Raw genomic sequence first — 7,795 nt, forward strand, 5'->3', positions numbered from 1 at the left:
TGCCTCGCCATCGAGAATGCTGCTCTCGCACCAATACAAGCGCAGGCATTCACGCCTTGCAAGGCTCAGAATTGCCAGACGAATGTGTGTAAGTCTTCACTTCAGACATGGCAGCCCTTTGGGTTGGTCGGCAAACTACTCTGCGTTAACTCTGGGATGGCGGGTTGAGCGTCCGCACCGATTTAAACCACGTCCCACCATTCAGTTGGGGCGGGGCATCGTCCGAAAGGAAACGCTTTATGATCAAGGGCATTTGCGGGGATCAGCCGAAAGACGCCTTGCTGCGGGATTTGTATGAATTGCAGGGGCGAATCCCGCTGAGTTTCGAAGTCTTTCCACCAAAGGATGCGGAGGGGCGGCAGAAGTTACTCGAAACAGCCGATCGCCTCGCGCCGGTGGCGGGCCGAGGCTTCTCGGTCACAATGAGCGCCGGAGGGGCCACAAGACGCCGCACGGTCGAAACTGCGGCCGAAATCGCGCAGCGCACGGGCCACCCGGTCATGGCCCATCTGGTATCGAAGGGCCTCACGCGCGAGGAGGCGCTGAATACGGCTGACGAGTTGTGGGAACGCGGTATCCGGCACATTCTGGCGCTTCGCGGTGACTATCCCAAGACAGACGCAAGCGTCCTGCCTCCGGGGTTTGAACATGCATCAGACTTGGTGACGGCGCTGCGCAAGCGGCATGACTTCGAAATCGCGGTCGCGGCCCATCCCGAGAAGCACCCTGAGGCCAAAACGCTGGAGGAGGACATAGACCATCTCAAGCGAAAGCTGGAGGCCGGTGCAGGGTCGGCATATTGTCAATTCGTTCTGGATCCGGCGGCCTATGGGCGGTTTCTTGAGGCCTGCGGCAAACGCGGTATCAACGCACCGATCATCCCGGGCCTGATGCCGCTTGAGAAATGGCCACGGGTGAAGCGCTTTGCGCGGATGAACGCGGCCTCTGTGCCGGATTGGCTGAACAAGCTCTTGGCCCAAACCGAGACAACACCCGAACTTGAGCCCTGTCTTGCCGCCGCCATCACGATTGAACACGCCCGACGCTTGATCGCCTATGGCGCACCCGAGATGCACGTTTACACGATGAACAACTGGTCGCTCTCACTGACATTGGCCATGGTCATTGGCCACGGGTGATGCGCCGTGAAAGTGGGTTTGAGCGGATATTCGGCCCAAAAGCCTTGCGCAGCCTGTGACCCTCCATTGCCATCGCCACGTTTCGGGCTTGCAAAGGCGGGAATTAAGCTAAAGCGTTCCGCCTTTAACCTGAGAAACGGCTAAAGGCGGAACGCGTGCAACGATTAAGCGAAGCACTGCGTTTCGCAAAAATCTGTGTGTCAGGTTTTTCGCGAAACGCTTTATGCAGAGAATTCCTGCGGGCCGGTCGTCCCAATCGCACCGCGCCACCCGACCTCAATTGCCTGGCGCCAATAACCGATGCATCCGGTACAATGTCAGGCTACAATACCTTCAAGGCTATTCAAACGTTGACAGATAATTCGCACTGGACCCGATCATGATTCTGGAGATTTTCCTCGTTTTGTTTCTGGTCGGTTTGAATGGTCTGCTCGCCATGTCTGAACTGGCCGTGGTCTCGTCCCGGCCCGCGCGGCTGAAAGCGCGCCTCGAACGTGGCGACCGCGGTGCAGGGATCGCGCTTGGCCTTGCGGAAGACCCCGGGAAGTTCCTGTCCACCGTGCAGATTGGCATCACGCTCGTAGGGGTTCTCGCGGGGGCGTTTTCCGGTGCCACGATTGGCCGGCGGCTGGCCGAAGCGCTGCCGGCGCTGGGTGTTCCCGAGGCGGCGGCGAACGAGGTCGGGGTGGGTATCGTGGTCGTTGTCATCACTTATCTGTCACTCATCATAGGCGAGCTTGTGCCTAAGCAGATCGCGCTGGCCGCGCCGGAACGCGTGGCCAGCCGTGTGGCACCCGCGATGCTTGTGCTGTCCCGCGTCGCGGCGCCGGTGGTGTGGCTGCTTGATTGGTCGGGCAGGCTCGTCTTGCACCTCATCGGCCAGTCGGGCGAGCGCGAAACCTCTGTCAGTGACGAGGATATCCGCTCGGTCCTGTCCGAAGCGGCCGGTGCCGGCGTCATTCACGGCGCCGAGAAGGACCTGATCGGCGGCGTCATGCGCTTTTCTGATCGTCGCGCACGGGGCCTGATGACACCGCGCCTTGATGTCGAAACCGCCGGGGTCGAAGAAACGCGCGCCGAGCTGCTCGCGCGTTTCCAGGCGTCGGGGCACTCTCGCCTGCCACTATGGCGGGAAGGACCTGACGACATCGTCGGTGTTCTCCACAGCCGCGATCTGCTCACGACGACAGATGCAGACTTCGATGTGCTGGGGCTGATGCATCCGGCGCTTGTCATCCCGGAGACTTTGCCCGCCCTTGAAGTCATCGAAAGATTGCGAAAGGCGCCCATCCACATGCTGCTCGTCTACGACGAATACGGCCATTTCAAGGGAATCGTCACGCCGATGGACGTGTTGGGAACGATCGCGGGGGGATTTGACAAAGCCGAAACCCACGAGCCCAAATATGTCGAGCGCGGCGACGGCTCTTTGCTTGTTGCAGGTTGGATGCCGGTTGACGAATTCGAGGAACATCTCGGCCTTTTGCGCGACCGCCGTCCGGGGGTGGAAACCGTGGCCGGTCTGGTCATCGAACGTCTCGGAGAGGTGCCGCAGGTTGGACAGCATGTCCAAATCGACGGCTGGCGGTTGGAAATCGTCGACATGGATGGCCTGCGCATCGACAAGGTGATCGCCAAACAGGTGATGTGGCCCAACCGCCGGGCGCGCTCGTCTCGCGCTGCGGCCTTCACAAAAGTGAAGCCAAACGAATGACAGAAACACGCCCACCGACCGCTTTTCATGCCCGTCCGCCCGAGGACGCGCTTGACGTTCTCTGTGCGGGAGAAACAGGATTGACCACGGACGAAGCGGCGCGTCGGCGCGCCAAGACCGGCCCGAACCGCTTGCCCGAGCCACCGGGCCGCAGCATGCTCCTGCGGTTCCTGTCACATTTCCACAATGTTCTGATCTACGTCCTGATCGTCGCGGCAGCGGTCACCGCGGCGCTTGGGCATTGGGTGGATACCAGCGTGATCCTTGCCGTGGTGATCGCCAACGCGGTCATCGGATTCATACAGGAAGGGCGCGCCGAACAGGCGATGGCGGCAATTCGCGACATGCTGTCTCCGCGCGCGACCACGCTGCGCGATGGTAGCCGCGTCACCCTCGATGCGGAAGACCTGGTGCCCGGTGATATCGTGCTCGTCACGGCAGGCGATCTTGTCCCGGCGGATCTGCGCTTGCTTGAGGCGCGTGGTCTCAAGGCCGAGGAGGCGATCCTTACCGGCGAGTCGGTGCCCGTGGACAAGGGCGTCGCACCGGTGGATAGCGAGGCGCCGCTTGGAGACCAAAGCCCCATGCTCTTTTCGGGAACGCTTGTGGCGGCGGGGACCGGACGCGGCGTGGTGACAGAGACAGGCAGCCGGACACAGATCGGGCGCATCAGCGGCATGCTCAGCACGGTTGAGGTGCTGACCACGCCATTGGTCACACAAATGGACCGTTTCGCGCGTTGGCTCACTGTCTTTATCCTGATCGTTGCACTGGCCATTCTGGGCTATGGGTATTTCATCGGACACATGGGCTTTGCCGAACTCTTCATGGCCGTGGTCGGCCTGTCGGTCGCGGCCATCCCTGAAGGCTTGCCTGCTGTGCTCACCATCACCTTGGCGGTGGGGGTGCAGGCCATGGCGCGGCGCAACGCCATTGTGCGCCGTCTGCCTGCCATCGAGACGCTGGGCTCGGTCTCGGTGATCTGCACGGACAAAACCGGCACGCTCACCCGCAACGAAATGATGGTCGCAACGCTGGCCACCGCCGGGCACCACTACGAGGTGACGGGCGACGGCTATGCCCCGATGGGCGCGGTACAAGCGCCCGGTGCAGACGATAGGGAGCACGCCATTCTTCAGGAGGTCGCGCACATTGCCGGACTGTGCAACGAATCCGTGCTGCGCGGACCGGAGGGCGGCTGGCGCGTCGAGGGCGACCCGATGGAAGGGGCGCTTCAGACGCTTGTGCGCAAGATTTCCGGAGATGGCCCCGAGGCCTTCGCCAACTGGACACGGCGCAACGCCATCCCCTTCGACGCTGCGCACCGCTACATGGCGACCCTCGACCACGACGGGGCGAAACGCACCGCGATCCATGTCAAGGGCGCGCCCGAGGCGGTGCTTGCGCTCTGTGCGGATCAACGCACTCCGGACGGAGACAGCGAACCGCTTGAGCAGGATCACTGGCACAGCATGGTCGAGGATATCGCGGCCGAGGGCCAGCGCGTGATCGCCATCGCTGCACGGGACGTGCCAAAGGATCAAATGACCCTGAACGCCGAGGATCTGGAGGGAAAGCTCACGCTGATCGGCCTGATCGGTCTGATCGACCCGCCGCGCGCCGAAGCCGTTGCAGCGGTGGCCGAGTGCCACGCTGCCGGAATCCGGGTGAAGATGATCACGGGCGATCACGCGGCCACGGCCTGCGCCATCGGCGAGATGATCGGGCTCAGGAACCATGTACAGGTTCTGACCGGCGCAGACCTTGAGGCGCTGGACGACGCGGCGCTCGCGGATGCGGCGATCGAAACCGACATTTTCGCCCGCACCTCGCCCGCTCACAAGCTGCGCCTCGTCACCGCCCTTCAAGCACGAGGCCTGACCGTGGCGATGACCGGCGACGGCGTCAACGACGCACCTGCGCTCAAGCGCGCAGATGCCGGGATCGCCATGGGCCAAAAAGGCAGCGCCGCCGCCAAGGAAGCCGCCGAACTGGTGCTGGCCGACGACAATTTCGCCTCGATCGAGGCGGCGGTGCGCGAGGGGCGCACTGTCTATGACAACATCAAGAAGGTGATCAGCTGGACCCTGCCCACCAACGCGGGCGAGGCGATGACCATCGTCATCGCGCTCTTCGCGGGCATGTCGCTGCCGATCACCGCCGTACAGATCCTGTGGGTCAACCTCGTCACCGCCATCACGCTGGGGCTCTCACTGGCCTTCGAGCCATCCGAGCCCGGCACCATGAACCGCCCGCCGCGCCCCCGGAATGAGCCTTTGCTCACCGGCGGTCTTGTCTGGCAGATCATCTTCGCCTCGGCGCTGATCCTCGCCGCCGTCTTCGGCATCTACGCCTATGCGATTGATGTGGGGTATCCTTTGCCGCTTGCACAGACCATGGCGATGAACATGCTGGTGGTGCTGGAAATCATGTACCTGTTCTACATCCGTAACCTGCGCAGCCCTTCGCTGACATGGGCCGCGGCAAAGGGCACGCGGACCGTGTGGGTCTGCGTCTCCATAGTGACGGTCGCACAGTTCGCCATCACCTTCCTGCCGCCCATGCAATCCATCTTCGGCACACAGGCGGTTCCCTTGTTTGACGGCCTCCTGATCGTGGCAATCGGCGCGGTATTCTTCGCTTTGATCGAAACCGAGAAGCAGATGCGGCTCGCGTTCCGTCCATCATAAACGGAGCGCGGGCAGCGAGGGGGAACAAACAAAACCACGGACCGAACCGTGCTCAGCTATCTGATGAAACCCCTGAGCGACCAGTTCAACCAGGCCTTCCGCGAGGAATAAGGGCTCTGGTCGGAGCAGTCCGAGACCGCACGTCCAAGCAAAAAGGCCTCAAGCCGCCTGCCGAAGAGCCGACGCAATCACCATGATGCGCAAGCCACCTTGACCACCCCCCAAAACCCCTCCATATCCCACTACCATGACACCGCTCTCGCATATCCGCAATTTCTCGATCGTGGCCCATATCGACCACGGGAAATCCACGCTGGCTGACCGTTTGATCCAGATGACCGACACCGTCGCCGAACGCGACATGAAGGATCAACTGCTCGATAGCATGGACATCGAACGCGAACGCGGCATCACCATCAAGGCCAACACCGTCCGCATCGACTATACCGCCGATGACGGGCAGCAATATGTGCTCAATCTCATCGACACCCCCGGCCACGTCGATTTCTCCTACGAGGTCTCCCGCTCCATGCGCGCGGTCGAGGGCTCGCTGCTGGTGGTGGATTCCACCCAAGGGGTCGAGGCGCAGACGCTCGCCAACGTCTACCAGGCCATCGAGGCCGATCATGAGCTGATCCCCGTGCTCAACAAGATCGACCTTCCGGCCAGTGACCTCGACCGCGTCGCCGAACAGATCGAAGAGGTCATCGGCATCGACGCCTCGGGCGCGATCCCCGTCTCGGCCAAAACCGGCGAAGGCATCCGCGAAACCCTGCAAGCCATCGTCGATCACCTGCCCGCCCCCACCGGCGACCGCGACGCGCCCCTGAAAGCCATGCTGGTCGACAGTAAATACGACCCCTACCTTGGCGTCGTCGTCCTCGTCCGCATCATGGACGGGGTGATGAAAAAGGGCGACAAGATCCGCATGATGCAAACCGGCGCCACCTACGGCGTGGACCGCATCGGCGTCTTCCGCCCCGCCATGACCGTGGTCGACGAACTGGGGCCGGGCGAAATCGGCTTTATCACCGCTTCGATCAAACAGGTGCGCGATACCCGCGTGGGCGACACGATCACCCACGAGAAGAAGCAATGCGAAACGCCCCTGCCGGGCTTCAAACCCTCGATCCCGGTGGTCTTCTGCGGCCTCTTTCCGGTCGACTCCTCGGAATTCGAAAGCCTCCGCGACGCCATCGAGAAACTCGCCCTCAACGACGCCTCCTTCTCCTACGAAATGGAAAACTCCGCCGCCCTCGGCTTCGGCTTCCGCTGCGGCTTCCTCGGCCTGCTTCACCTTGAGGTGATCCGCGACCGGATCGAGCGCGAATATGACATCGAACTCATTACCACCGCGCCCTCGGTCGTCTACCACGTCTACATGAAAGACGGTTCCATGGAGGAGTTGCACAACCCCGCCGATATGCCCGACCTGACGCTGGTCGACCACGTGGAAGAGCCGCGCATCAAGGCCACCATCCTTGTGCCCGACGAATTCCTCGGTGACGTGCTCAAACTCTGCCAGGACCGCCGCGGTATTCAACAAGACCTCACCTATGCAGGCTCCCGCGCCATGGTGGTCTACGACCTGCCGCTCAACGAGGTGGTGTTTGACTTCTACGACCGCCTGAAATCGGTGACCAAGGGCTATGCCTCGTTTGACTACGAGATCATCGGCTACCGCGCCGACAACCTCGTGAAAATGCAGCTTCTGGTGAATGACGAACCTGTCGATGCGCTTTCCATGATGGTGCACCGCGACCGCGCCGAAATGCGCGGGCGGGCCATGTGCGAAAAGCTCAAGGGCCTCATTCCGCGCCACATGTTCAAAATCCCGATCCAAGCGGCCATCGGCGGCAAGGTCATCGCGCGTGAGACGCTGTCGGCCATGCGCAAAGACGTCACCGCCAAATGCTACGGCGGCGACGCGACCCGGAAAAAGAAACTTCTGGAGAAACAGAAGGCCGGCAAGAAGAAAATGCGCCAGTTCGGCAAGGTGGATATCCCGCAGGAGGCCTTTATTAGCGCGCTCAAAATGGACGAGTAGTCCATTTTGGCGCGAGTGGGCGAAAGCGATTGGCAAAGCCAATTGCGTGCCCACCCAGGGTGACTAGGGCATATTCCAACATCCATTCACCGTTTCGCCCGGGCTTGCCCCGGGCCGCGCCCGACCCTCCCCCCGGGAGGGCGCATGGTTCCCGTTTCGCTCCGAACCAAGGATTTGTGTGCGACAGCGTCAGTCCCCGAATGAA

4 protein-coding genes are annotated in these 7,795 nt (G+C 62.0%); all 4 read left to right on the forward strand.

The window, feature by feature from the left end; all coding sequences use genetic code 11:
- Nucleotides 1-239 precede the first annotated feature (239 nt).
- The 4 genes from QZ498_RS14295 to lepA all read left to right on the forward strand — a co-directional run bounded on the left by QZ498_RS14295 (nucleotide 240) and on the right by lepA (nucleotide 7,590).
- Nucleotides 240-1,139 carry a methylenetetrahydrofolate reductase gene (locus tag QZ498_RS14295; RefSeq protein ID WP_294623404.1) on the forward strand — a complete coding sequence of 300 codons (900 nt, stop codon included), beginning with the start codon at nucleotides 240-242 and terminating at the stop codon, nucleotides 1,137-1,139.
- A 379-nt stretch (nucleotides 1,140-1,518) separates the two neighbouring features.
- Nucleotides 1,519-2,853, forward strand: coding sequence for a hemolysin family protein (locus QZ498_RS14300; protein ID WP_294623406.1), 1,335 nt, complete (start codon nucleotides 1,519-1,521; stop codon nucleotides 2,851-2,853).
- Complete coding sequence (locus tag QZ498_RS14305) at nucleotides 2,850-5,543, forward strand: cation-transporting P-type ATPase (RefSeq protein WP_294623408.1); 2,694 nt, start codon at nucleotides 2,850-2,852, stop codon at nucleotides 5,541-5,543. The genes QZ498_RS14300 and QZ498_RS14305 overlap by 4 nt, the downstream gene beginning before the upstream one ends.
- A gap of 247 nt (nucleotides 5,544-5,790) precedes the next feature.
- Complete coding sequence (lepA, locus tag QZ498_RS14310) at nucleotides 5,791-7,590, forward strand: translation elongation factor 4 (RefSeq protein WP_294623410.1); 1,800 nt, start codon at nucleotides 5,791-5,793, stop codon at nucleotides 7,588-7,590.
- The last annotated feature ends 205 nt before the right edge of the window (nucleotides 7,591-7,795 follow it).

The organism is uncultured Roseovarius sp., from assembly GCF_913057115.1.
Taxonomy (GTDB): domain Bacteria; phylum Pseudomonadota; class Alphaproteobacteria; order Rhodobacterales; family Rhodobacteraceae; genus Roseovarius.

What these genes read in the sequence shown, in the direction of transcription:
- QZ498_RS14295 (WP_294623404.1), top strand. Translation starts at nt 240, where the DNA reads ATGATCAAGGGCATTTGCGGGGATCAGCCGAAAGACGCCTTGCTGCGG.
- QZ498_RS14300 (WP_294623406.1), top strand. Translation starts at nt 1,519, where the DNA reads ATGATTCTGGAGATTTTCCTCGTTTTGTTTCTGGTCGGTTTGAATGGT.
- QZ498_RS14305 (WP_294623408.1), top strand. Translation starts at nt 2,850, where the DNA reads ATGACAGAAACACGCCCACCGACCGCTTTTCATGCCCGTCCGCCCGAG.
- lepA (WP_294623410.1), top strand. Translation starts at nt 5,791, where the DNA reads ATGACACCGCTCTCGCATATCCGCAATTTCTCGATCGTGGCCCATATC.